Origin of the sequence: Microbacterium sp. LMI1x-1-1.1 (assembly GCF_040676205.1) — a bacterium.
GTDB classification, from domain to species: domain Bacteria; phylum Actinomycetota; class Actinomycetes; order Actinomycetales; family Microbacteriaceae; genus Microbacterium; species Microbacterium aquilitoris.
In genome coordinates this window covers 549,155-572,626 of the sequence record NZ_JBEGHM010000002.1, presented here as the reverse complement: position 1 = coordinate 572,626, position 23,472 = coordinate 549,155, and the positions used below count along the sequence as shown (strand labels likewise).

Sequence of the window (23,472 nt, the reverse complement as noted above, 5' to 3'; positions counted from 1 at the left end):
ATGACCGCGTCCGCCTACACACCGCCGCCCGCTTTCACGACGCGACCCCAGCTGACGGGGACGTTCGGCATGGCCGCGTCGACCCACGCGACGGCGACCGCGGTCGCTCAAGCCGTGCTCGAGCGCGGCGGCAACGCGTTCGACGCCGCCTGCGCGGGCGGGTTCGTGCTGCACATCGTCGAGCCGCACCTCAACGGTCCCGGCGGCGATCTCGTCGGACTCTTCCAACCGGCGGATGCCGCGGCCCCCACGGTCCTCATGGGCCAGGGCGCGGCGCCCGCCGGCGCGACGATCAGCCATTTCCGAGGTGAGGGACTCGATCTCGTCCCCGGCGCCGGCGGCCTCGCGGCGGCGATCCCCGCCGCCGTGGACGCGTGGCTCCTCCTCCTCCGCGACCACGGCACGTGGTCGGTGGCCGACGTCGTGGCGTACGCGATCGACTACGCCGACAACGGGCATCCGCTGCTGCCGGCGGCCGCAGCCACCATCGGCCGGGTCGCCGACCTGTTCCGGGACCACTGGACGTCGTCGGCCGAGCTGTGGCTCGTGGACGGCCGCGTCCCGGCGGCAGGCGACCTTCATCGCAACGCCGCGTACGCGGACGTCCTCCGCCGCGTCGCCGCCGCGGCCGGACAGGCGGAGGACCGGACGGTCGGCATCGACGCGGCGCGAGCCGAATGGCGGCGCCTGCTCACCGACGCCTGCGCCTTCCTCGCGCGCCCGCATCGCCACTCCAGCGGCACCGATCATGTCGCCGTCCTGACCCCCGACGACCTCATCGACGCACCGGCGCGCTACGAGACGCCGCTATCGGTGCCGTTCCGCGGTCGGACGGTGTTCAAAGCGGATGCCTGGTCCCAGGGACCCGCCCTGCTCGAGGCGTTGCGCATCCTCGAGCCCCTTCCGGAGGCCGACCTGGACCCCTCGACCCTCACGGGTGCGCATACGGTCATCGAGGTCCTGAAGCTCGTCCTCGCCGACCGCGACGCGTACTTCGGCGAGGGCGCGGACGCCGGCCCCCTCCTCTCGGACGCCGTCATCGCCTCCCGGCGCGCGGAGATCGGCGACCGCGCGTCGTCGCGGTGGCGGCCCGCCACACTCCCCGGAGCGGGACCGTGGGAGCCACCGCTCCGGCAGGAAGGTGCGTCCGCCGCAGGGACGGGCGAGCCGACGGTCGACCGCACCGGCGCCACCCGGGGCGACACATGCCACATCGACGTCGTGGACCGGTGGGGCAACATCGTGTCCGTCACCCCGTCCGGCGGTTGGCTGCAGTCCTCCCCCACGATCCCTTCACTGGGTTTCTGCCTCGGGACGCGACTGCAGATGTGCTGGCTCGACGACGCCTCCCCCGCCGCGCTCCGGCCGGGCGATCGCCCGCGGACGACCCTGTCCCCGACGCTCGTCCACGACGGGACCACCCGCATCGCGATGGGCACACCCGGCGGCGACCAGCAGGACCAGTGGCAGTTGCCGATGCTGCTGCGGATGCTCGTCGGCGCGTACACCGCGCAGCAGGCCATCGAGGCTCCGACGCTGCACACGGCGGCGATGGTCGACTCGTTCTGGCCGCGCACGTGGGACCCGATCGGCCTCGTCGCCGAGGAGCGGTTGGACGACGCCGTCCTGACCGGTCTCGCCGAGCGGGGCCACCGCGTCACGAGGGCGGGCGAATGGTCGCTCGGCCGGCTGTCAGCGGTCGGGATCGACCGGGGCACCGGCATCCTGTGGGGCGCCGCCAACCCCCGGGGTGTGCAGGGCTACGCGGCGGGGCGCTGAAGCCGGGCGCTCAGCCACGGGACGGCCGACCGCGCCGTCGCCGCACCCACCTCGCCTGCGGGGAGCTTCCGCCCCGCGACCTCGAACGAGTGGCCGCCGCCCTCGAACCAGCGGATCTCCGCATCGTGGCACGCGGCGACGGCCGCTTCGAGGTCGACGAGCGGCTGCAGGAACGGATCCTTGGTGCCGGCCAGGAAAAGCTGCGGCGCGGTCACCGCGGGCAGATGGGCCGTGCGCGCGTTCTCGGGTCGGCCGGGCGGGTGCAGCGGATACCCGAGGTACACCAGCGCGTCCGCCCCGATCCGTCCCTCGGCCGCCGCCATCGACGCCATGCGACCGCCGTACGACTTCCCCGCCGCGACGAACGGGACGCCCGGTGCCGCCTCGCGGCAGAACGTTTCGACCGCGGCCCACGTCTCGACGGCGTGGGCGGCGGGGCCCGGCATCCGTCGCCCGGCGTGCCGGTAGGGGAAGTCGAAGCGGACCGTCGTGAAGCCGGCGTCCGCCCACACCCGCGCGGCACTTACCAGGAACGGATGCTCGTGACCCGCGCCCGCGCCGTGAGCGAGAGCGATGACGGCTCTCGGATCGTCCGCCTCGTCCATCCAGGCGTCGAGCTCGACCCCGCCCGAGGGCAGGGCGACGACGATCATCGCGGAGCGTCGGGGGCGGCCTGCCCGGTCGGCTGGCCCGGAGTTCCCTGACCGGGAGCGGTCTGGGGCGGCGTCGCGGGAGGCGCCGGCGCAGGATCGACACGCTCGCCGTACTGCGGCGGCGCGGCCGGGTCGACGCGTTCGCCCGCGGCGGGGGACGGCGCCGGATCGACGCGTTCCCCGGACTGCGGAGCGGCAGCGCCGGGCTCGATCCGTTCGCCGTACCGCGGCGGGTCGGTCAGATCCACGGGCGGCGCGGGACGCGGTGCCGACGTCCGCGACCCGCCGAGCAGCTCGGTGGCCCGACCGAAGCTCCGCGACAGCACGGTGACGTCGTAGTGGTCGGCGATCACCTGCGTGACCGAGGTGAAGTCGCGTCGCCGACGGAGGATCGAGTAGCTGATGATGCTCAGGAGCATGCCGATCGCGATGCCGACGAGCATGACGCCGACGAAGAGCTGCAGGACGGCTCCCGGGCTCCCGAGCACGAAGATGGCGGCGAACAGCAGGCCGAGCAGGACGCCGTTGATCGCACCGGAGCGGGCGGCCGTCGCGTACCCCAGACGCCCCGTGACGCGCTCGACCGATCGCAGTCCGCGCCCGACGATGGCGATGTCCGGGGCGGGCACGTCCGAGGCGATCAACGTCGACACGGCTTTCTGCGCCGCTTCGTACGACGTGTACTCCGCGACCGTCGCACCGTGCTCTTTCGGGGCCCCGCCCATCATGCTCATGGTGTCAGTCTCCCACGAGCCCCTTTGCGTCGGCGCAGGAACCGTGAGGTATCCGCCGACTACGCTGGTCGGGTGAGTACGCAGCGGGTCTTCGTCGCGCGCCTGACCGGGTGCGCCGTCTTCGACCCGTCGGGCGACCGGCTCGGACGGGTCCGCGACGTGGTTGTCATCTACCGGAAGGACGACCCTCCGCGGGTCGTCGGCCTCGTGGTCGAGATCCCCGGCAGGAGGAACGTCTTCCTCTCCATCGGCCGCGTGACCTCGATCGCCAGCGGTCAGGTCATCACGACGGGCCTCATCAACGTGCGCCGCTTCGAGCAGCGAGGCGGTGAGGTGCGCGTCATGACCGAGCTCATCGGCCGCAGCGTCCACCTCACGGACGGGTCGGGCTCCGCCGTCATCGAGGACGTGGCGATCGAACGCGACCGCCTCGGCGAATGGCACGTCGGTCAGTTGTTCCTCCGGCGCCCCAAGACGAGCGCCTCGCCCTTCGCCAAGGGGCCGACGACCTTCGCGCAGTGGAACGACGTCCGCGACGAGCAGGTGGCCGGCCAGACGCAGTCCGCCGAGCTGCTGGTGGCCTCGTACTCCGAGCTGAAGCCTGCCGACCTCGCCAACACCCTTCTCGATCTCCCCGAGGACCGCCTCCTCGAGGTCGCCGAGGAGCTCCCCGACGATCGACTCGCCGACGCGCTCGAAGAAATGCCCGAGGACGATCAGGTCCACATCCTCGAGGCCCTCGGCGACGAGCGCGCCGCCGACGTCCTCGACGCGATGGAGCCCGATGACGCGGCCGACGTGCTGGGGCAGCTCTCCGACGCCCGCGCCGGCCAGCTTCTCGACCTGATGGAGCCCGAGGAGGCGGAGGACGTCCGGGCCCTCCTCGAGCACGGGCCCGACACGGCCGGCGGTCTCATGACGAGCGAGCCAATCGTGCTGTCCGCCGACGCGACCGTCGCCGAAGCCCTCGCCCTCATCCGTCGTCACGAACTGCACCCCGCGCTGGCCGCGGCGGTGTTCGTCACGCTGCCCCCGTACGAGACCCCGACGGGGCGTCTCCTCGGCGTCGTGCATTTCCAGCGGATGCTGCGCTACCCGCCGCACGAGCGACTCGGCGCCATCATCGACGACAGCGTGGAGCCGGTCACCGTCTCGGCCAGCGCCGCCGAGGTGGCTCGTCTGCTCGCGAGCTACAACCTCGTCTCGCTCCCCGTCGTCGACTCGGCTCGGCACCTCGTCGGCACCGTCACCGTCGACGACGTCATCGACTACCTCCTGCCCGATGACTGGCGTTCGCAGGATGCCCCGCGGCAGACCCCGGGGGTGCGGCGATGATGGCGCGCGCACCGAAGTCGGGGTTCGAAGCACCGCGCGGTCGCCGGGCGAGCGTCCTCAGCCGCACGCCGCAGCCGTCGCGTGATCGGTTCGGACGCTTCACCGAGTGGATCGCTCGGGCGATGGGCACCCCCGTCTTCCTGCTGATCCTGTCCCTCTTCTGCGTCGCGTGGATCACCTGGAACACGATCGGCCCCGAGTCGCTCCGCTTCGACGACGCGGCGCTCGGCTACACCGCCCTCACCCTCGTGCTCTCGCTGCAGGCCTCGTACGCGGCTCCGCTCATCCTCCTCGCGCAGAACCGCCAGGACGACCGCGACCGGGTGCAGATCGAGCAGGACCGTCAGCGGGCCGAGCGGAATCTCGCCGACACCGAGTACCTCGCCCGTGAGGTCGTGGCCTTGCGGATGGCGCTCACCGACATGCAGAGCGAGGTGGTGAGCCGCGACGTCCTCCGCCAGGAGCTGAGGTCGCTGCTGGATCGTCTCGACGAGCGCGACCACGATCGCCCCGGCGACGAGCACTCGACGTCGTGAGTACGCACGCGACCGCCGAGCAGGTCCGCGCCGCGGTGTCGGCCGTCATCGACCCCGAACTGCGCCGCCCGCTCGGCGAACTCGACATGGTGCGCGATGTGGCCGTCGACGGCGACATCACCCGTGTGGGCATCGCCCTGACGATCGTCGGCTGCCCCGCGGCGGACCGCATCGAACGCGACGTGCGGGATGCCGCGGCATCCGTCCCGGGCATCGCCGACGTCGCGGTCGACGTCGGCGTCATGACCGCGGCGGAGCGCTCCGCCCTCGTGGAACGGATCCGCGGCACCAAGCGCATGCCCTTCACCGCGGACTCGCTGACCCGGGTGATCGCCGTCACGAGCGGCAAGGGCGGTGTGGGCAAGTCCACCGTCACCGCGAATCTCGCGGCCGCCTTGGCCTCCCGCGGACTCGCCGTGGGGCTCATCGACGCGGACGTCCACGGGTTCTCGATCCCCGGGCTCCTGGGCCTCGTCGACGAGGATGGCCGGCCCCCGCAGCCGACCCGTCTGAACGACCTCATGCTGCCTCCCGTGGCACATGGCGTGAAGACGATCTCGATCGGCATGTTCCTGCCCCCGGATGCGTCCCCCGCTGTCGCCTGGCGCGGTCCCATGCTCCATCGCACGGTGCAGCAGTTCCTCACTGATGTGCACTTCGGCGACCTCGACGTGCTCCTGATCGACATGCCGCCGGGAACGGGGGACGTCGCCATCTCGGTGGGCCAGCTGCTCCCCCACGCGGAGGTCCTCGTCGTGACCACTCCGCAGGCGGCGGCGGCCGATGTCGCTGTGCGCAGCGGTGTCGTCGCCCGTCAGACGGGCCAGTCGGTCATCGGGGTCATCGAGAACATGACGGCGTTCATGCTTCCCGACGGCAGCGTCCTCGACCTGTTCGGTCAGGGCGGCGGCGAGGCCGTCGCGGCCGCCCTCTCAGTCGGCGGACTCACGGTGCCGCTCCTCGGGTCCGTCCCGCTGAGCGCCGCGCTCCGGCGGGGTGGCGACGTGGGCGTCCCCGTCGTGATCGGCGAGCCCGAGGACACCGCGGCGCGGGCGATCTCCGCGATCGCCGATGCGATCGCCACGACGCGGCGCTCGCTGGCCGGGCGGTCGCTGCCCGTCTCGCGCTCCTGATCCGACGACAGACGGCGGATGCCGCCCGTCAGGTCGCCTCGGAGTCGAACGGCACCGTACGCAGGTCCGCCGGGGTCTCGTCCGCGCTCGCCTCGACGGCGGGCGGCTCGGCCAGCGCGACCGCCGCTGCCGGAGTCGTCGCGACGGGCTTCACCGGGGCGTCGTCGATCAGCGCCTCGCGGATGATGCGCCGCGGGTCGTACTGTCGCGGGTCGAGCTTGCGCCACTCGATCTCGTCGAAGTCATCGCCCATCTCCTCTTTGACCCGGGTGCGTGCGCCATCGAGCCACTGACGAACCCGGCGAGTGAGTCTCGCGAGGGACGCGGCGTAACCGGGCAGGCGCTCGGGGCCGAGCAGGAGGGCGGCGATGAGTCCGATGAGGAGGATCTTCTCCAGATCGAGCCCGAATGACATGGTTCCCAGGTTACCCGTGCGCCTGGGGGTTGCGGGGTGCCGACCCGCCTAGGCTGACGCGTGGAGGTTCACGACATGGGAGATCACGAAGCGGTACGCCGATTCGCCGCCGAGGCGACGGTCGAGCCCGAGGCCATCGCCCGCGCCCGCGCTCACGCCCTCGAGATCGGCGCGAACCCGATCAGCCCCGAGGTCGGCGCCCAGTGCGCCGTCATCGCGGCGGCCGGCCGCGCGCTCAACATCGTCGAGATCGGCACGGGCGGCGGGGTCTCCGGCCTCTGGCTCATGCACGGGTCGCCGCGCGCGACACTGACGACGATCGACAAGGAACCCGAGCACCTCGCCGTGGCCCGGAAGGCGTTCACGGATTCCCGCATCCCGCCGGCTCGGGTGCGGTTCATCACCGGCCGCGCCGCGGACGTCCTGCCGCGGATGAACGAGGCGTCCTACGACATCGTCCTCGTCGATGCCGACCCCGAGGGGGTCATCGAGTACGTCGAGCACGGGCTGCGTCTGGCTCGCGCCGGCGGCACGGTGCTCGTGCCTCGGGTGCTCGCCGGCGGCGCCGTCGCCGATCCCGTCAAGCGCGGCCCCCTCGAGAGCGCCTACCGGTCGTTGATCCAGGAGACGCAGGACTCCCCCGCCGTCCTCGGCGCGCTGTCCATCGTCGGGGAGGGCCTGCTCCAGTTGACGACGGTCGCCGACCAGAGCTGATCGCTCTGCCGCGGCATCCGAGAACGCCGAAAGGCCGGCCCCGAGGGGCCGGCCTTTCGTATCGATCCGGGGTCAGGCGGCGCCGACGACCCCACTGAGAACGCTGTGGAGTTCCTTCGCCTCGTCATCGTTCACCGAGACGACAAGTCGACCGCCCCCCTCGAGCGGGACACGCACGATGATGAGACGGCCCTCCTTGACGGCCTCCATAGGTCCGTCTCCGGTGCGCGGCTTCATGGCTGCCATTGTGGGGCTCCTTTTCGTCTTCGGCCTACCCCATTAGTCTACCCAATGGGGTGATCGCCGATGGCGCGCGCGAGTCTCAGCGCACGCATATCGTCATGGAATCCGGAAGAACGTGTCCCCCAGCGCGAGCATCTCGTGGATCCAGACCCACTGTCCGGCCACGCAGAGGACCAGGATGCCGATCCGCCACCACCGCGAGCTCGGGACCGCAACGCCCGCCGCAACGGGGGTGAGCGGGAGGAGGAGTCGGAAGATGCTCGACTGCGGGAAGAACACCGCCAGGAGGTAGACGAGGTAGCTCACGCCCCACAGCCGGATCTCCGGCCCGAGCCGGCGGACCTGCGGTGACCGGGCGAGAAGGACACCGGCGCCCACGATCAGCACGACGAGGAGGACCGGTCCGAGCGCCGTCGGCAACCCCCACAGGCCGAACCAGATGGCCGCCGCCTGGAAGAAGGCGATGAACGGCATGAACTGCTCCTCGGACCCGACCCAGCTCCGCCGCCAGGCGAGCTCGGTCTCGAGGTACGCCGACGGGTCGCCCGTCGCGATCCCTGCGATGACCTGCCAGGCGAAGCCGACGATCACGGCGAGGGCGCCGAGGGCGACGATGTGGACGATGTGCGACACCGGGAGCGGATCGTCGCGTCGTCGGAACCAGCGGAAGATTCCGTAGAGCCCGAGCAGCAGGGCGAACGCGAGGACGCCCGGTCGCGTGAAGCCCATGAGGACGACGAGCAGGTACAGCCACCCGAACCGCCTCTGCACGAGCGCCCACAGCGCGAGGAAGAGCCAGAGCAGTCCGAGCGATTCCGCGTACCCCATCTGGAAAAGCGCCGCCAGCGGACCGTTGGCGAAGAACACGACGGCCCACAGCGCCGCCGTCTCGCCGATCCGGCCGCGAAGCAGCAGGAAGAGCGCGACGGATGCCGCGTACCCCGCGACGAGCGCCAGCACGATCGCACCGGCGGGGTAGCCGCCCAGTACCGTCCCGAGCGCACGAGCCAGCCAGGGGTACAGCGGCAGGAACGCCCACGCGTTCTCGGTGACCTGACCGGCATCCGTCACCGGAAGGGTCGACGGGTAGCCCTGGTCGGCGATGACCCAGTACCACTGGGAGTCCCAGCCCATCTCGAGGGAGGAGATGGAGGCGTCCGCCCCGAACCGCGAGGTCGGGCCCGACAGCTCCGCGGCGATCCAGAAGAACAGCGTAGTGAGGAGGCGGGCCGAGACGTAGACGGCGGCGACGGTGCCGGCGACGGAGGCTGCGGTCCTCAGTCGCCGCTCAGCCATGCCCGCAGGCCCCGCTCGACGTCCTCGATCTGCGAGAGCGGCACCCGCTCCTCGTCGTGGTGGGCGAGGGACGGGTCGCCCGGGCCGTAGTTGACGGCGGGCACACCCATCGCGGAGAACCGGGCGACATCCGTCCAGCCGTACTTGGGCTTGGGCACTGCCCCGACCGCGGCCACGAACTCCTGGGCGAGCGGCGCATCTAGCCCCGGGCGGGCGCCCTCGGAGAGGTCGACGATCTCGACCTCGAAGCCGGCGAACACGTCCCGCACGTGCGCCGCGGCGGCCGCGGCATCCTTGTTCGGGGCGAAGCGGTAGTTGACATCGATCTCGCAGGCGTCGGGGATGACGTTGCCCGCGATGCCCCCGCGGACGGCGACCGCGTTGAGCCCCTCGCGGTAGAGCAGCCCGTCGACCTCGATCTCGCGGGACCGGTACTCCGCCAGCCGAGCGAGGACGGGCGCGGCCTTGTGGATCGCGTTCTCGCCGATCCAGGCGCGGGCGCTGTGCGCGCGCACGCCCGTCGTGCGGATGACCGCGCGGAGCGTGCCGTTGCACCCCCCCTCCACCTGACCGTTCGAGGGCTCTCCGAGAATCGCGAAGTCCGCCTCGAAGAGATCGGGACGGGATGCCGCGAGTCGGGTCAGCCCGTTGAGGTCGGCAGCGACCTCCTCGTGGTCGTACCACATCCAGGTGATGTCGACCCGGGGGTCCGTGAGCTCGGCGGCGAGCTTCAGCTGCACCGCGACGCCCGCCTTCATGTCGACCGTGCCGCGGCCCCACAGGTACAGCTCGCCGTCGATGTCGACGTTCCGCGTCGGTACGTTGTCGTTGATGGGGACCGTGTCGATGTGCCCGGCGATCGCGACGCGCTGCGCGCGTCCGAGGGACGTGCGGGCCACGATCGTGTCGCCGTCGCGGTGGACGTCGAGGTGCGGCAACGCGGACACCGCCTCGAAGATCGCGTCGGCGAGGACGGTCTCGTCGTCGGAGACGCTGGGGATGTCGCAGATGGTGCGCGTCAGGTCGACGGCGCTGGAGCGGAGGTCGAGCCGGGGCATGACGTCGAGTCTAACGACGGCCCGATAGCCTGGAACCATGAGTGACGCGCGGTGGGTGTGGGGTATCGGTCTGGCCACGACGAGTGAGAACGGCACGGTGCTCGACGCCTGGTTCCCGGCTCCCGCCACAGGCCGCGCCCCTGCCGACGTCGACACGAGCGAGCTCGCCGCCTTCGCCGGACCCGACCCGCGCCGTGCCGTCACGGTCGACGTGATCGTCGTGGAGATCGACCTCGACGCCCCGCCGGCGAGCACCCCCGATGCGTACCTGCGTCTTCAGGCCCTCTCGCACCTCCTCGTGGCCCCGAACGAGCTGGACCTCACCGGGATCTTCGGCCACCTGCCGAACGTCGCGTGGACGAGCGCCGGCCCCGTGCATCCCGACGACCTCACCCGCCTCCGCGCCGGACTGCAACGGGCGGGCATCCAGGTGAACGGCCTGGACAAGTTCCCCCGCCTGACCGACTACGTCGTGCCCGCCGGCGTCCGGATCGCGGACGCCTCGCGCGTGCGCCTGGGCGCACATCTCGCGCCCGGTACGACGGTGATGCACGAAGGTTTCGTCAACTTCAACGCCGGTACGCTCGGCGCGTCGATGGTGGAGGGCCGCATCTCGCAGGGCGTCGTCGTCGGCGACGGCAGCGACGTCGGCGGAGGCGCCTCGATCATGGGCACCCTCTCGGGTGGCGGTGAACACCGGGTCTCCATCGGCCGGCGCACACTCCTCGGCGCGAACGCGGGCATCGGCATCTCGCTCGGTGACGACTGCATCGTCGAAGCGGGCCTGTACGTGACCGCTGGGACCAAGGTCTCCCTGGCAGGCGAGCCGCCGCGCCACGACGGCACGCGCCCGACGGTCAAGGCCGCCGAGCTCTCCGGGCAGAACGGCATCCTCTTCCGGCGCAATTCGCTCACCGGGACGGTCGAGGCGGTTCGGCGCGAGGGCGTCGGCGTGACGCTGAACGCCGACCTCCACGCCTGAGGTTCAGCCCTTCAGGACCGCCGCGCGCGCCTCTCGGTGTTCGTCCTCGCTGATGACGCCGCGGGCGCGGAGGTCGTCGAGCTCCGCGAGGCGCTTCTCGATCGACGGCGCGACCTGCGCTGCCGGTGTCGAGGGAGCGAGCAGGTCGCTGCGGAGGACCTTGGCGGCGATCGCCGCATCCACCGTGAACGGATCGATGCCGGCATCCCGGAGGATCCGACGCTTCCGCGCCGCGACCACGACGGAGAACACCGCTCCGGCGATCACCAGGACGACGGCCAGTCCGAAGAACGCAGAGAACGCGTCTCCGGCACCGCCCATGTCGGGCCCCGGCATCCCCGGGCCGACGAAACCGCTGTCCCCGTCATCCGGGATCGGCATCACCGGTGCCGACAGAAAGTGCGCGACAACTCCCCCGTGGACCATCATGGGCACACTTTAGCGGGCGATGACCGCGTCAGTGGGAGGTCGGGTAATCCCGTTCGGTGGCACCCGTGTAGAGCTGCTGCGGACGGCCGATCTTCGTCTGCGGATCGTTCTGCATCTCGCGCCAGTGAGCGAGCCAGCCGGGCAGGCGACCGATTGCGAACAACGGCGTGAACATGCGCGTGGGGAAGCCCATCGCCTTGTAGATGACGCCCGTGTAGAAGTCCACATTCGGGTACAGGCGACGCTCCTTGAAGTAGTCGTCGCTGAGCGCGATCTCCTCGAGCTCGTTGGCGAGCGCCAGAAGCGGGTCGACGACGCCGAGCTCGCGCAGGACTTCGTCAGCCGACTCCTTGACGAGCTTCGCGCGCGGGTCGTAGTTCTTGTAGACGCGGTGCCCGAAGCCCATGAGCTTCACGCCGTCTTCCTTGTTCTTGACCCGCTCGACGAAGCGCTGCACGCTCTCGCCGGAGTCGCGGATGCGGCCCAGCATGTCGAGGACGGCTTCGTTCGCGCCGCCGTGAAGCGGCCCGTACAGGGCGTTGATGCCGGCGGAGATCGAGGAGAACTGGTTCGCCCCGGTCGAACCGACGAGGCGGACCGTCGAGGTCGACGCGTTCTGCTCGTGGTCGGCGTGGAGGATCAGCAGGCGCTCGAGCGCCCGCGACATGACGGGGTTGATCTCGTACGGCTCGGCGTTGTTGCCGAAGTTCAGCTTGAGGAAGTTGTCGACGAAGCTCAGCGAGTTGTCGGGGTACAGGAAGGCGTGCCCGATGCTCTTCTTGTGCGCGTACGCGGCGATGACCGGCAGCTTCGCGAGCATGCGGATCGTGTTGAGCTCGACGTGCTCGGGGTTGTGCGGGTCGCTCTGCCCCTCGTAGTAGGTCGAGAGGGCCGCCGTGGCCGCAGACAGCACCGACATGGGGTGCGCGGTGTGCGGCAGCGCCGAGAAGAAGTGCTTGAGGTCTTCGTGCAGCAGCGTGTGGCGACGGATCTTCTCGTCCCACCCGGCGAGTTCGTCCTCCGTCGGCAGTTCGCCGTACAGAAGGAGCCAGGCCACCTCGAGATACGTGCTGTGCTGCGCGAGCTGCTCGATCGGGTACCCGCGGTAGCGCAGGATGCCCTGGTCGCCGTCGATGTACGTGATCGACGACTTCGTCGACGCGGTGTTCACGAACCCGTAGTCGAGGGACGTGTGCCCGGTCTGCTTCGTGAAGGTGGAGAAGTCGACGCTCGGCACCCCTTCACTTCCCGAGATGAGCGGGAGTTCTGCCTTCGTGTCACCGATGGTCACGGTGGCGATCTGAGGGGTGTCCGCGTTGGTCACGAAGCCTCCTTGCGGTCGTCGGAGCGGTCTTTACAGCCTACTGGGCAGTGAGCACATGTGCTGTCGCGCTCAATGGATAGCGGAATTCGTAGGAGGAAGCCTACGAAGGGTCAGGCCTCGACGGATGCCGCGAGCCTCCGCGCGGCTTCGGCGATGCGCTCGTCGGTCGCCGTGAGCGAGAACCGCACATGCTGGGGGAAATGGGATCCGTAGAAGTGTCCGGGCCCGGCGAGGATGCCGAGGTCGGCGAGGCGCGCGAGGGACTCCCACGCGTCCTCCCCCGCCGTCGCCCAGAGGTAGAGGCCGCCCTCGCTGCGGTCGATCCGGAAACCGGCGGCTTCGACGGCCGGCTTCAGGATGTCGCGGCGGGCACGGTAGAGCTCGCGCTGGTGCTCCACGTGCGCATCGTCCTCGAGCGCGGCGATCATGGCGGCCTGCACGGGCCCGGGCACCATCAGCCCGAGGTGCTTGCGGGCGGTCACGAGGCGCTCGATCAGGTCCGCTTCGCCGGCGACGAACGCCGCGCGGTAGCCCGCGAGGTTCGACTGCTTGCTGAGCGAGTAGACCGACAGGAGGCCGGTGAGGTCGCCGCTCGCGACCCGGGGATCGAGGATGCTGGGCACCGGGGCATCCGCCCACGGCCCTTCCCAGCCCAGCTCGGCGTAGCACTCGTCCGAGGCCAGGACGGCACCCAGCTCGCGAGCGCGCTCCACGGCGTGTCGGAGCTCGGCGACGTCGAGGACCCGACCGTCGGGGTTGCCGGGCGTGTTCAGCCACACGAGCCGCGTGGTCGTGGGCCACTCGTCGGGATCATCCGACGCGAAGGCCTGCGCATCCACGAGACGTGCTCCCACCTCGTAGGACGGGTAGGCCGCGCGCGGGTGAACGACCGTGTCGCCGGTGCCGAGGCCGAGAAGGAGCGGCAGGAGGGCGACGAGCTCCTTCGAGCCCACGGTCGGGATGACCTGGGAGGGCGTGAGGCCCTGCACCCCGCGCCGGCGGCCGTACCAGGCCGCGATCGCCTCGCGCAGCGCCGGAGTGCCGACGGTCTGCGGGTAGGCGTGAGCGTCCGTGGCACGTCGGAGCGCCTCGGCGACGACACCGGGCGTCGGATCGACGGGGGAACCGATCGAGAGATCGACCATCCCGCCGGGATGCTGCCGTGCTCGCGCCGCGTAGGGGGCGACGGCGTCCCAGGGGTAGTCCGCGAGGTCGTGGACGCTCATGTCGGCTCAGCGAGTCTCAGTGGGCCTGCGGAGGAAGACCCGCGATGACGGGGTGATCCTTGGCGATGACGCCGACCTTCGCGGCGCCGCCCGGCGAACCGAGATCCTCGAAGAACTCCACGTTGGCCGTGTAGTAGTCCTGCCACTCGGCGGGGAGGTCGTCTTCGTAGTAGATGGCCTCGACGGGGCACACCGGCTCGCAGGCGCCGCAGTCGACGCACTCATCGGGGTGGATGTAGAGAGAGCGTTCGCCTTCGTAGATGCAGTCGACGGGACATTCGTCGATGCAGGCTCGGTCCTTGACATCCACGCACGGGAGGGCGATCACATACGTCACAGGACGAGTCTAGTTCGTGGATCGGACGCGGGATGCCGTCGGCCACGCGACGACGAGTGCGACGGCCAGCGGGACGACGAACGTCCAGATGAGCCCGGGCGTGACGACGGTCCCCTCCGGGGGCGCCGGCACCACGACGGACCCGCCGGGACCCTCGTTGGCGAACAGGAGCGTGGCCACGAGGGCGCCGAGCCCGCAGGCGAGCGCGGAGGCGCGCTCCCCCGTCAGCGTCCGCACCGCGATCAGCAGGGCGACGAAGCCGACCGAAGCGACGATCAGACCGACGGGCACGACACCCCAGGTCGCCGCCTGGCCGATCGTGCCGGCGACGCCATAGACGACGCCGATGACGGCGGCCAGCACCCAGGTGGCGATGCGGGCGAAGAGGGCATTCACCTGCACAGTCTAGGCGGGCACTCCTCGACCGATCAGGTCGCCCAGCCCCACAGACGCAGGAGTGCCGCGACCGCGGCGGCTGCCGCGACCACGACGAGGAACGGCGCTCTGACGACGAGGAGACCCGCCGCGACGAGGAGACCGGGAACGCGTGCGTCGAGCACGATCGCCTGGCCCACGCCGAGCGTCTGCACGACGACCAGCGCCGAGAGGAGCGCGACGGTGAGGAGGTCGATCGTCCGAGAGGGGCGAGGCGCCTCGAACCATGCCGGTGGCACGAGGTAGCCGGCCGTCTTGAGCGCCACGCACACGATGGCCGCGAGCAGGATCGTGTGCCACAGCGTCATGCGGGGTCCCCTTTCGACGTCGTCGGCCGGGAGCCCAGCCAGTTCGTCCAGCCCACGACGATCGCCACCAGCGCCGCGACGAGGACGGGGAGACCCGGCATGAGCGCCGGCGTGAGGACGGCCGCGACGACCGCGGCGGCGGCACCCACCGCGATCGCCTGACGGTTCCGCAGCCGCGGCCACAGCAGCGCGAGGAACGCGGCGGCGGCAGCGGCATCCAATCCGTAGGCCTTCACATCGCCGAGAACGTCGCCGAGCAGCGCGCCCGCCAGCGTCGTCAGGTTCCAGCCGACGTAGATGCCGACGCCTGTCACCCAGAAGCCGATGCGGCGAGCCGCGGCATCCGTCTGCGCGAGTGCGACGGCCGTCGACTCATCGATCGTGAAATGGGATGCCGCGGCCCGCCGCCAGAAGCCGTCGCCGACGACAGACGACATCCGCAGACCGTAGGCCACGTTGCGGATGCCGAGGAGCCCCGCCGAGGCGATGGCGGCACCCGGCAGGCCTCCGCCCCCGATGACACCGACGAACGCGAACTGCGATCCGCCGGTGAACATCAGGAGGCTGAGGACGCAGGTCTGCCAGACGTCCAGACCCGAGGTCACCGAGAGCGCGCCGAACGAGATGCCGTAGGCACTCGTCGCGAGCACGACACCGAGGGAGTCGCGCCAGGCCCGACGAATCGGCGGCTGCTCCCCCGTCACCGTCAGGAGCCGGCGTCCTGGCGCTTCAGCCGCGATGCCGCGCGGCCGCGCTCGGTCGCGTCGAGCACGACCTTGCGGATGCGCACCTTCTCGGGCGTGACCTCGACGCATTCGTCGTCGCGGGCGAACTCGAGGCTCTCTTCCAGCGTCAGCACTCGCGGCGGCGTCATGGACTCGAAGGAGTCGGAGGTCGACGAACGCATGTTCGTGAGCTTCTTCTCCTTCGTGATGTTGACGTCCATGTCGTCGGCGCGCGAGTTCTCGCCGATGACCATGCCCTCGTAGACCTCTTCGGTCGGCTGCACGAAGAAGCTCATGCGCTCCTGCAGGGCGATCATCGCGAACGGAGTCACGACACCCGAGCGGTCTGCGACGATCGAGCCGTTCTGACGCGTCGAGATCGCGCCGGCCCACTCGTCGTAGCCGTGCGAGATCGCGTTCGCGATGCCCGTGCCGCGCGTGATCGTGAGGAACTCGCTGCGGAAGCCGATGAGACCGCGCGAGGGGACGATGAACTCCATGCGCACCCAGCCGGTGCCGTGGTTCGTCATCGTCTCCATGCGGCCCTTGCGGCTCGCCATCAGCTGCGTGATCGCGCCGAGGTGCTCCTCGGGGGCGTCGATCGTGAGGTGCTCGAAGGGCTCGGTGAGCTTGCCCTTCTCGTCGCGGCGCGTGACGACCTGCGGCTTGCCGACCGTGAGCTCGAAGCCCTCGCGGCGCATGTTCTCGACGAGGATCGCCAGCGCGAGCTCGCCGCGGCCCTGGACCTCCCACGCGTCGGGCTGGCCGATGTCGACGACCTTGAGCGACACGTTGCCGATGAGCTCGCGGTCGAGGCGGTCCTTGACCATGCGCGCGGTGAGCTTGTGACCCTTGACCTTGCCCATGAGGGGCGAGGTGTTGGTGCCGATCGTCATCGAGATGGCCGGATCGTCGACCGTGATGGCCGGGAGCGGACGGATGTCCTCGGGGTCGGCGATCGTCTCGCCGATCGTGATGTTCTCGAAGCCCGCGATGGCGACGATGTCGCCGGGGCCGGCGGACTCCGCCGGGTAGCGCTCGAGGGCGCGGGTCTTCAGGAGCTCGGTGATGCGGGCGTTGCTGGTCGAGCCGTCGGCGCGGACCCACGCGACCGTCTGGCCCTTCTTCAGCGTGCCGTTGAAGACGCGCAGGAGTGCGAGACGGCCGAGGAACGGCGACGAGTCGAGGTTCGTGACCCAGGCCTGGAGGGGCGCTTCGTCGTCGTACGACGGAGCCGGGACGTGCTCGAGGATCGCGCCGAAGAGCGGCTCGAGGTCGTCGTTGTCGGGGAGCGAGCCGTTCTCGGGGCGGTTCCGCGAAGCGGCACCGGCGCGACCGGACGCGTAGACGACGGGGACGTCGAGGAGCGCGTCGACATCGAGGTCGGGCACGTCGTCCTGGAGGTCGGAGGCGAGCCCCAGGAGCAGGTCGTGGGCCTCCTCCTCGACCTCGGCGATGCGCGCGTCGGGGCGGTCGGTCTTGTTGACCAGGAGGATGACGGGGAGCTTGGCCTCGAGCGCCTTGCGCAGGACGAAGCGGGTCTGCGGGAGCGGGCCCTCGGAGGCATCCACCAGCAGGACGACACCGTCGACCATCGACAGACCGCGCTCGACCTCGCCACCGAAGTCGGCGTGGCCGGGGGTGTCGATCACGTTGATCGTGACGGGCTCGGACGAGTGGGCGCCGGAGTACGTGATCGTCGTGTTCTTCGCGAGGATCGTGATGCCCTTTTCGCGCTCGAGGTCGTTCGAGTCCATGGCACGTTCTTCCATGTGCTCGTGAGAGCCGAACGAACCGGTCTGGCGGAGCATGGCATCGACGAGCGTCGTCTTGCCGTGGTCGACGTGCGCGACGATCGCGACGTTACGGAGGTCAGGACGAAGGGCGTGCGCCATGAAGGGGGTTCCTTGCAGAGAGGGTGATGCCGGGATGCCGGCAGTCCACTTTACCGCAGGTGTCGACACGCCGACGGGGCGAGGACCTTTCGGTCCCCGCCCCGCCGCTGCTGTGCGTCTTGCTGCTTACTCGGCAGCCCAGCCGACGATCGTCCAGTCGATGGTCTCGAACTGGGTGGCACCCCAGTTGACGAGGCCGTCCTTGACCGCGTAGACGTTCGGGAGCGGCGCGATCGGGAACATCGGCATGTAGTTCCAGATCACATCGTTGATCTCCTTGGCGATCTCGATGCGCTTGGCGGGGTCGAGCTCGGAGTTCGACTTGTCGTACAGGTCGCCCAGCTTCTCGTCCGTCGTGCCCGTGAAGTTCGACTCGGAGTCGACCGGGTAGTACAGCGCCTCCGACGACGAGATCGGGAACGGCGTGCCGACCCACGAGAACGACACCATCTCGAAGTTGCCGGGGATGACGTAGTCACTGAAGTACGTCGCGGCGGGGACCGTGTCGAGCGTCACCGGAATGCCGAACGCGTTCAGGTCGGCCTGGACCTGCTCGGAGCGCTGGATGTTCGTCGCCGTGTCGGCGGGAACGGTGACGCTCAGCTTGAGAGGCGTGCCGTCCTTCGTCCAGCTCTTGCCTTCGCTGCCCTCGTAGCCGGCCTCCTTGAGGTACTCCGCCGCCTTCTTGGTGTCGGTCTTGGGAGCCTTGTCCTCGTAGCCGTTCTGGCCGGGCATGAAGATGAAGTCGCCCTGGGTGATGGCGGGAGCATCGACGGGCGTGTTCGCCGAGGCGGCGATCTGCTCGCGGTTCACGATCGCCTCGACGGCCTTGCGGACGTTGACGTCCGCGAGCGGGCCCTTCTTCGCGTTCATCGTGACGTGCGTCCAGGTCGTGCCACCGGAGGTCTCGATCTTGGCGTCGGAGCGCGTCTTGGCCGTCTGGTACAGGTCGGCGTTCGCCGAGATGTACAGCGCATCGAGCTCCGAGTTCGCGAACGAAGCGCCCTGCTGGTCCTGGCTGACCGCGCGGAACAAGACCGTCTCGAGCTTGGGGGCCTCGCCCCACCACTGCGGGTTGCGCTCGAGGGTGACGACCTGACCGGTCGTGTCGATCTTCGAGATCTTGAACGGACCCGAGGACGGGACGGCCTTCGTGCGGTAGCCGTCGTTGTAGGCGGCCGGGTCGCTCGAGATGGACTCGGGCAGCAGTCCGCCCGTGAACATGGCCTGCCAGTCGGCGTAGACCTTCGAGAAGGTGATCTTGACGTCGAACTCGTCCGTACCCTGCTCGACCGACGAGACGTCTTCCCAGCCCGCCGTGGATGCCGGGGTGTAGGCCTTGTTCGTGCCGTTCTGAGCCTTCCAGTAGGCGACGTAGTCCTTGACCGTGATCGGCGAGCCGTCTTCCCACTTCGCCTCGGGGTTCAGCTTGATCTCGACGACCTGCGGGTCGTCGCTCGTGACCTCGGCCGAGGCGGCGTAGTTCTCGTCGACGACGGGCGTGCCGTCTTCCTTGATCTTGAAGGGACCACCGGTGGTCGGCGCCATGATGCTGTTGGTGTCCGACTCGTTGCCGTCGACCTGGCTCGTGTTGAACTGCACGGGCAGCGATCCGACCGCGAGGGTCAGCGTGCCGCCGTCCTTGACCTTGGCCGCGTCAGCGCGAGTCCACGCCGTGGCGGGGAGCTCCGGGGCTGCTGACTCGCTCTGGGTGGGCGCACCGGTGTTTCCGGCAGCACAACCAGAGATCACGAGTGCGGCGACGCCGAGCAGCGCCAAAGACCCGAACGGCTTTGCACCTCGAATCTTCATGTGATTGTTCCTCTCGTTTACCTTTTGGTGACCACCGGCGGAATGGTGCGCCCGCCGGAGGGGGTTCAGGATGCGGTCGACAGCGCGACCTCGTCGACCAGCGTCGAGTCCTCGACGTGGTGGCAGGCGACGCGCGCACGACCGTGGGCGATCAGTTCCGGCTCGGCGGAACGGCACAGCTCCTGGCGCGTCTCGTCGAGGAGCTTGTATAGGGGGCAGCGGGTGCGGAACCGGCATCCGCTGATCTCCTGCGTCGGGCTCGGCAGGTCTCCCTGCAGGAGCACCCGGGCACGACCGCGCTCGATGCGCGGGTCGGGGATGGGAGCCGCCGAGATGAGCGCCTTCGTGTAGGGGTGCTGCGGGTTGTCGAAGACCGTCGACACCGGCCCCTGTTCCACGACGGAGCCGAGGTACATCACGGCCACGTCGTCGGCGATCTGCCGGACGACGGCCAGATCATGAGCGACGAAGAGGTACGACAGCCCCAGCTGCGCCTTGAGGTCCTCGAGCAGGTTGATGACACCCGCTTGGATCGACACGTCGAGCGCCGAGACCGGCTCGTCGAGCACGATGACCGAAGGGTTCGTCGCGAGGGCCCGGGCGATGCCGATGCGCTGGCGCTGTCCGCCCGAGAACTCGTGCGGATAGCGGTCGGCCATGGAGGGATCCAGGCCGACGAGATCGAGCAGCTCGAGAGCGCGCTCGTCGCGGTCCGACTTCTTGGCACCGATCGCCCAGAGGGGCTCGGTGATGACCTCGCTGATGGGCAGGCGCGGGTCGATCGCGCCCATGGGGTCCTGGAAGACGATCTGCACATCGCGACGGAGCGCGTGGCGTTCGCGCGGGCTGAGCGTGCCGACATCCTTGCCGTTGATCTTGATGGATCCGGACTGCGGTGCGGTCATCTCCATGATCTCTAGGATCGTCGTCGTCTTGCCGCAGCCCGACTCCCCGACCAGGCCCATCGTCCGACCCGGCTTCAAGGAGAACGAGACGCCGTCGACGGCGCGGACAGTGCCCACCCGGCGAGGGAAGACCGCGCCCTTCATCAGCGGGAAGTGCCGACGCAGGTCGGTGACCTCGACGACCGGCTCGGCACCGGAATCGACGAGCTCGCCGTCGATGATCGGGTCCGCCACCGTGAAGACCTCACCTCGCGAGATCTCGCCCCGGGCGATCTCCCCACCGCGGATGCAGGCGGCGACGTGATCGGGACCGGATGCCGGATCGTGGGCGATCAGGTCGGGCTCGACCTGACGGCACGCGTCCACGGCGATCGGGCAGCGGGCCGCGAAGGGGCATCCCTTCGGCAAGGCCGCGAGGGACGGCGGGCGCCCCTCGAGAGGAACGAGCCGCTGCGTACCGGCGGTGAGCATGTTCGGCACGGACCGCAGCAGCCCGATGGAGTAGGGCATCTGCGGCTCGTGGAAGACCTGATCGGTGGTGCCGAGCTCGACGAGCTTGCCGGCGTACATGACGCCCACCCGGTCGGCGTGACCCGCGACGACACCGAGGTCGTGAGTGATGAGGACGACGGCGGCGCCGGTGATCTCCTTGGCCTTCTCGAGGACCTCGAGAATCTGCGCCTGGATGGTGACGTCGAGTGCCGTCGTGGGCTCGTCGGCGATGATCACCTTCGGGTCGTTCGCGATCGCCATCGCGATCATCGCGCGCTGGCGCATCCCACCGGAGAACTCGTGCGGGAACGCTTTGGCACGCCGATCGGGATCGGGGATGCCGACGGTCTTGAGCAGCTCGACGGCCCGCGCGGCCGCAGCCTGGGACGACAGCTTCGAGTCGTGGAGGCGGAGCGCCTCGGCGATCTGGTCGCCGACGGTGTAGACGGGAGTCAGTGCCGACAGCGGATCCTGGAAGACCATGGACAGCTGCTTGCCGCGGATGCGGGACAGCTTCTTGTCGTCCATGCCCAGAAGCGACTTGCCTTCGAATTCGATCGCGCCGGTCACCTGCGCGTTGCTGGGCAGGAGACCCATGACGGCGAGCGAGGACACGGACTTGCCCGAGCCGGACTCGCCGACGATGCCGAGGAACTCTCCCGGGTGGACGTCGTACGAGATGCCGCGGACGGCCTGCACGTCGCCCGAACCGCGCTGCGGGAAGGTGACGCTGAGGTCGCGGACCGACAGGAGAGGCGTGCGACGGGACTGCGTCGGAGTGGGGAGGGATTCAGGCACGGTTGGCCCCCGAGGTCGGGTCGATCGCATCGCGCAGGGCGTCGCCGATGAGACTGATGGCGAAAAGAAGGACGACGAGGACGCCGGCCGGGAAGACGAACAGCCACGGGCGGGTCAGCGCAGCCGACGTGCCGTCCGCGAGCAGGGTGCCGAGCGAGACATCCGGCTTCTGCACGCCGAAGCCGAAGTAGCTGAGCGACGTCTCCGACATGATCATCGAGACGATTCCGAGGGTCACGTCGATGATCAGCAGCGACGCGATGTTCGGGAGGATGTGGCGGCTCAGGATCTTCCGGGTGGGGAGCCCCATATAGCGCGCGGCGCGCACGAAGTCGCGGTTGCGCAGGGAGCGCGTCTGATTGCGCACGACCTGCGCCATGATCATCCAGCTGAAGATCGCCAGGAAGAACGTCAGCGCGATCCACGACAGGCTTTTGAACAGCGGGCTGAGCAGGATGAGGATGAAGAACGATGGAACGACGAGCAGCAGGTGGGTGAACCAGCTGATGACCTTGTCGGTCACGCCTCCGACGTAGCCGGCGACGGAGCCGATGACGGCAGCGAGCAACGTCCCGAGGATGCCGGCGACGAGACCGATGATGAGGGACTTCTGCAGGCCCGCCATCGTCTGGGCGAAGATGTCCTGTCCGATGCTGTTGGTGCCGAACCAGTGGCGGAGCGTCGGCCCCATCCCCATGTTGTACACGTCGCGATCGGTGATGGACCACGGCGTGAGGAACGGCCCGATGATCGACAGGACGACGATCAGGCCGAAGGCGATGGCACCGACCCAGAACCGCGGCATCCCGCGCAGCCGCTGCCAGACGAGCCCGTTGCGGGAGAGCGGTCGCCGCTGACGGGTGATCGTCTTCTCCTCGTCGAGGCCCGCTTCGACGGCTTCTTGTTGAGCGATGACCATGTCAGCTCCTCACACGGGGATCGAGGGCGGCGTAGATGATCTCCGAGAACGTCGAGGAGAGCAGCACGAGGATGGCGACGAACAGGGTGCTTCCCGCGGCCGCGTTGACGTCGTTCGTGTTCACGGCCTGAAGCAGGAACTGCCCCATGCCGCGCCAGCTGAAGACGATCTCGAGCATGGCGGACCCGGCGACGAGTGTGCCGAAGTTGTACGCGAAGAAGGTCGACATCGGGATCAGCGCGATGCGCACGCCGTGTCGGAAGAGGGCCGGCCCGCGCTCCAGCCCCTTGGACCGGGCCGTTCGGATGTAGTCGGCGCCGAGGACGTCCAGCATGACGCTGCGCTGGTAACGCGAATAGCTCGCGGCGCTGGTGAGGATGAGCGCCAGCGTCGGCAGAAGGAGGTGGACCGCTCGGTCGAGGGTCAGGTCCCACCAGCTTCCGTTGATGCCGGCGCTGTACTCGCCTGTGAAGGTGATGAGCTGCACGCCGACTGCGTTGTTCAGAGCAGTCGCTCCGATCATCAGCAGGACGCCGATGACGAAGGTCGGCGTCGCGAAGATCAGGAAGGACGAGTAGGTGACGATCTGATCGCTCGCCCGGTACTGCCGGACGGCGCCCCAGACGCCGAGGAGGACGCCGACGATCGCGCCGATGATCGATCCGATGAGCAGGAGCCGAAGGCTCGCACCCGAGCGCGCGATGATCTCCTCGACGACCGGCTGCTTGCCGATCGTGATGCCGAGAGATCCCTGCGTGAACAGGCCGACGAGCCAGTGCCAGAGTCGGACGACCACGGGCATGTCCGGGCTCTGCCCGAGTTGCGCGAGCGAGGCATCGATGGACGCCTGCGGGGGGCGAGGGTTACGTCCGTAGAAGGCGTCGCCGGGCCTGAAGATCGCGCTGGCCAGGACGTAGGCCATACACGTGGCGATCAGGCTCAGGATCGCGTAGTTGACGAACCGGCGGAGGACGTACAGCGTCACCGGG

General features: G+C 69.6%; 24 protein-coding genes. 6 read left to right on the top strand and 18 right to left on the bottom strand.

Going from position 1 to position 23,472, the window contains the following annotated elements:
* Window positions 1-1,779: a gamma-glutamyltransferase family protein gene (locus MRBLMI1x_RS10435; protein ID WP_363458654.1), complete on the top strand. Its 1,779-nt coding sequence runs from the start codon at window positions 1-3 to the stop codon at window positions 1,777-1,779.
* Here MRBLMI1x_RS10435 and MRBLMI1x_RS10430 read toward each other — a convergent pair.
* Together MRBLMI1x_RS10430 and MRBLMI1x_RS10425 are read right to left on the bottom strand one after the other, a co-directional pair.
* Complete coding sequence (locus MRBLMI1x_RS10430) at window positions 1,761-2,432, bottom strand: alpha/beta family hydrolase (protein WP_363458652.1); 672 nt, start codon at window positions 2,430-2,432, stop codon at window positions 1,761-1,763. The two genes, MRBLMI1x_RS10435 and MRBLMI1x_RS10430, sit on opposite strands and share 19 nt — an antisense overlap.
* Window positions 2,429-3,166: a general stress protein gene (locus tag MRBLMI1x_RS10425; RefSeq protein ID WP_018188264.1), complete on the bottom strand. Its 738-nt coding sequence runs from the start codon at window positions 3,164-3,166 to the stop codon at window positions 2,429-2,431. The genes MRBLMI1x_RS10430 and MRBLMI1x_RS10425 overlap by 4 nt, the downstream gene beginning before the upstream one ends.
* Before the next feature lie 72 nt (window positions 3,167-3,238).
* On the opposite strand from MRBLMI1x_RS10425, the gene MRBLMI1x_RS10420 reads away from it, so the two are divergent.
* Genes MRBLMI1x_RS10420 through MRBLMI1x_RS10410 form a run of 3 tightly spaced genes read left to right on the top strand, consistent with a single transcriptional unit; the run spans window position 3,239 to window position 6,170 of the window.
* A complete protein-coding gene (locus MRBLMI1x_RS10420; RefSeq protein WP_018188265.1) occupies window positions 3,239-4,501 on the top strand; it encodes a magnesium transporter MgtE N-terminal domain-containing protein in 1,263 nt (420 codons plus the stop codon).
* Entirely contained in the window at window positions 4,501-5,037 is a 537-nt protein-coding gene (locus tag MRBLMI1x_RS10415) for a DUF1003 domain-containing protein (RefSeq protein ID WP_018188266.1), read from the top strand. The genes MRBLMI1x_RS10420 and MRBLMI1x_RS10415 overlap by 1 nt, the downstream gene beginning before the upstream one ends.
* The gene (locus tag MRBLMI1x_RS10410) at window positions 5,034-6,170 is read left to right on the top strand and encodes an Mrp/NBP35 family ATP-binding protein (RefSeq protein WP_018188267.1); all 1,137 of its coding nucleotides are present in this window, start codon (window positions 5,034-5,036) and stop codon (window positions 6,168-6,170) included. The genes MRBLMI1x_RS10415 and MRBLMI1x_RS10410 overlap by 4 nt, the downstream gene beginning before the upstream one ends.
* Window positions 6,171-6,198: 28 nt before the next feature.
* Here MRBLMI1x_RS10410 and MRBLMI1x_RS10405 read toward each other — a convergent pair whose 3' ends face one another.
* Window positions 6,199-6,585 (bottom strand): hypothetical protein, encoded by a 387-nt coding sequence (locus tag MRBLMI1x_RS10405; RefSeq protein WP_018188268.1) that lies wholly within the window; start codon window positions 6,583-6,585, stop codon window positions 6,199-6,201.
* A 75-nt stretch (window positions 6,586-6,660) separates the two neighbouring features.
* On the opposite strand from MRBLMI1x_RS10405, the gene MRBLMI1x_RS10400 reads away from it, so the two are divergent.
* Window positions 6,661-7,299, top strand: coding sequence for an O-methyltransferase (locus MRBLMI1x_RS10400; protein WP_363458648.1), 639 nt, complete (start codon window positions 6,661-6,663; stop codon window positions 7,297-7,299).
* Window positions 7,300-7,371: 72 nt separating this feature from the next.
* On the opposite strand, the gene MRBLMI1x_RS10395 is transcribed toward MRBLMI1x_RS10400, so the two are convergent.
* The 3 genes from MRBLMI1x_RS10395 to dapE form a co-directional block, all read right to left on the bottom strand.
* Window positions 7,372-7,545, bottom strand: coding sequence for a DUF3117 domain-containing protein (locus MRBLMI1x_RS10395; protein WP_064506455.1), 174 nt, complete (start codon window positions 7,543-7,545; stop codon window positions 7,372-7,374).
* Window positions 7,546-7,638: 93 nt separating this feature from the next.
* Window positions 7,639-8,838 (bottom strand): hypothetical protein, encoded by a 1,200-nt coding sequence (locus MRBLMI1x_RS10390; protein ID WP_363458646.1) that lies wholly within the window; start codon window positions 8,836-8,838, stop codon window positions 7,639-7,641.
* Window positions 8,820-9,896 (bottom strand): succinyl-diaminopimelate desuccinylase, encoded by a 1,077-nt coding sequence (gene dapE / locus MRBLMI1x_RS10385; RefSeq protein WP_363458644.1) that lies wholly within the window; start codon window positions 9,894-9,896, stop codon window positions 8,820-8,822. The genes MRBLMI1x_RS10390 and dapE overlap by 19 nt, the downstream gene beginning before the upstream one ends.
* A gap of 37 nt (window positions 9,897-9,933) precedes the next feature.
* On the opposite strand from dapE, the gene dapD reads away from it, so the two are divergent.
* The gene (gene dapD / locus MRBLMI1x_RS10380) at window positions 9,934-10,878 is read left to right on the top strand and encodes a 2,3,4,5-tetrahydropyridine-2,6-dicarboxylate N-succinyltransferase (RefSeq protein ID WP_311856982.1); all 945 of its coding nucleotides are present in this window, start codon (window positions 9,934-9,936) and stop codon (window positions 10,876-10,878) included.
* A 3-nt stretch (window positions 10,879-10,881) separates the two neighbouring features.
* Here dapD and MRBLMI1x_RS10375 read toward each other — a convergent pair whose 3' ends face one another.
* The 12 genes from MRBLMI1x_RS10375 to MRBLMI1x_RS10320 form a co-directional block, all read right to left on the bottom strand.
* Entirely contained in the window at window positions 10,882-11,259 is a 378-nt protein-coding gene (locus MRBLMI1x_RS10375; protein WP_363458642.1) for an SHOCT domain-containing protein, read from the bottom strand.
* A 76-nt stretch (window positions 11,260-11,335) separates the two neighbouring features.
* A complete protein-coding gene (locus MRBLMI1x_RS10370) occupies window positions 11,336-12,631 on the bottom strand; it encodes a citrate synthase (RefSeq protein WP_018188275.1) in 1,296 nt (431 codons plus the stop codon).
* A 110-nt stretch (window positions 12,632-12,741) separates the two neighbouring features.
* Window positions 12,742-13,857: a succinyldiaminopimelate transaminase gene (gene dapC / locus MRBLMI1x_RS10365; RefSeq protein ID WP_363458639.1), complete on the bottom strand. Its 1,116-nt coding sequence runs from the start codon at window positions 13,855-13,857 to the stop codon at window positions 12,742-12,744.
* 16 nt (window positions 13,858-13,873) lie between these two features.
* Window positions 13,874-14,194, bottom strand: a complete 321-nt coding sequence (fdxA, locus tag MRBLMI1x_RS10360; protein ID WP_018188277.1) for a ferredoxin — start codon at window positions 14,192-14,194, stop codon at window positions 13,874-13,876.
* A gap of 9 nt (window positions 14,195-14,203) precedes the next feature.
* Window positions 14,204-14,590, bottom strand: a complete 387-nt coding sequence (locus MRBLMI1x_RS10355) for a DUF6113 family protein (RefSeq protein WP_020665418.1) — start codon at window positions 14,588-14,590, stop codon at window positions 14,204-14,206.
* Window positions 14,591-14,622: 32 nt separating this feature from the next.
* On the bottom strand, window positions 14,623-14,937 hold the full coding sequence (locus MRBLMI1x_RS10350; RefSeq protein WP_026302984.1) for an AzlD domain-containing protein: 315 nt from the start codon (window positions 14,935-14,937) through the stop codon (window positions 14,623-14,625).
* On the bottom strand, window positions 14,934-15,641 hold the full coding sequence (locus tag MRBLMI1x_RS10345; RefSeq protein WP_363458636.1) for an AzlC family ABC transporter permease: 708 nt from the start codon (window positions 15,639-15,641) through the stop codon (window positions 14,934-14,936). The genes MRBLMI1x_RS10350 and MRBLMI1x_RS10345 overlap by 4 nt, the downstream gene beginning before the upstream one ends.
* Window positions 15,642-15,643: 2 nt before the next feature.
* On the bottom strand, window positions 15,644-17,557 hold the full coding sequence (gene typA / locus MRBLMI1x_RS10340; RefSeq protein WP_018188281.1) for a translational GTPase TypA: 1,914 nt from the start codon (window positions 17,555-17,557) through the stop codon (window positions 15,644-15,646).
* 126 nt (window positions 17,558-17,683) lie between these two features.
* Complete coding sequence (locus MRBLMI1x_RS10335) at window positions 17,684-19,369, bottom strand: ABC transporter family substrate-binding protein (RefSeq protein WP_363458634.1); 1,686 nt, start codon at window positions 19,367-19,369, stop codon at window positions 17,684-17,686.
* Between the two features lie 65 nt (window positions 19,370-19,434).
* A complete protein-coding gene (locus MRBLMI1x_RS10330) occupies window positions 19,435-21,564 on the bottom strand; it encodes an ABC transporter ATP-binding protein (protein WP_363458632.1) in 2,130 nt (709 codons plus the stop codon).
* Window positions 21,557-22,483 (bottom strand): ABC transporter permease, encoded by a 927-nt coding sequence (locus MRBLMI1x_RS10325; RefSeq protein ID WP_363458630.1) that lies wholly within the window; start codon window positions 22,481-22,483, stop codon window positions 21,557-21,559. Before MRBLMI1x_RS10325 ends, MRBLMI1x_RS10330 begins: the two co-directional genes overlap by 8 nt.
* A 1-nt stretch (window position 22,484) precedes the next feature.
* Window positions 22,485-23,468 (bottom strand): ABC transporter permease, encoded by a 984-nt coding sequence (locus MRBLMI1x_RS10320; protein ID WP_018188285.1) that lies wholly within the window; start codon window positions 23,466-23,468, stop codon window positions 22,485-22,487.
* Window positions 23,469-23,472: the final 4 nt, after the last annotated feature.